Here is a 929-nt window from a genome sequence, read left to right on the forward strand (position 1 = left end):
GCGGCGGCGGTGGTGGCGGTGGTGACACCGGTGCCAAGGCCGGGGACAGTGGTGCGATCACGATGGGTTTCTCGCAGGTTGGTGCGGAGAGCGGGTGGCGTACCGCGAACACCAAGTCGGTGCAGGAGTCGGCGAAGACGGCGGGGGTGGAGCTGAAGTTCTCTGATGCTCAGCAGAAGCAGGAGAACCAGATCAAGGCGATCCGGTCGTACATCCAGCAGAAGGTGGATGTGATCGCGTTCTCTCCGGTGGTGGAGTCGGGGTGGGACACGGTGCTGAAGGAGGCGAAGAACGCGAAGATTCCGGTGATCTTGACTGATCGTGCGGTGGATTCGCCGGATACCTCGCTGTACAAGACCTTCCTTGGGTCGGATTTCGTGGAGGAGGGCAAGAAGGCGGGTCAGTGGCTGGTGGAGCAGTACAAGGATTCCAAGGATCCGGTGAACATCGTGGAGTTGCAGGGGACCACGGGTTCGGCTCCGGCCAATGACCGTAAGGCGGGGTTCGCCGAGGTGATCGGGGCGGATGCCAAGTTCAAGGTGGTGGCGTCGCAGACCGGTGACTTCACGCGGGCCAAGGGCAAGGAGGTCATGGAGGCGTTCTTGAAGTCGACGCCGGACATCGATGTGTTGTTCGCGCACAACGATGACATGGGTCTTGGGGCGATCGAGGCGATCGAGGGTGCCGGGAAGGTGCCGGGCAAGGACATCAAGATCATCACGATTGACGCGGTGAAGGACGGGATGCAGGCCCTGGCCGACGGCAAGATCAATTACATCGTGGAGTGCAGCCCGTTGCTTGGCCCGCAACTGATGGACCTGGCCAAGAAGGTCGTCGGTGGCCAGGAGGTCCCGGCGCGCGTGGTCACCGAGGAGACCACCTTCACCCAGGACCAGGCCAAGGAAGCACTCCCCAACCGCCAGTACTGA

Annotated in this window: 1 protein-coding gene; it reads left to right on the top strand. The window is 62.3% G+C overall.

Going from position 1 to position 929, the window contains the following annotated elements:
* Window positions 1-929: ABC transporter substrate-binding protein (locus tag ACFP1K_RS41120; RefSeq protein WP_380764036.1), on the top strand; the 929-nt coding region annotated here is incomplete at its 5' end.

The organism is Sphaerisporangium aureirubrum (assembly GCF_042658925.1).
Lineage (GTDB): Bacteria > Actinomycetota > Actinomycetes > Streptosporangiales > Streptosporangiaceae > Sphaerisporangium > Sphaerisporangium aureirubrum.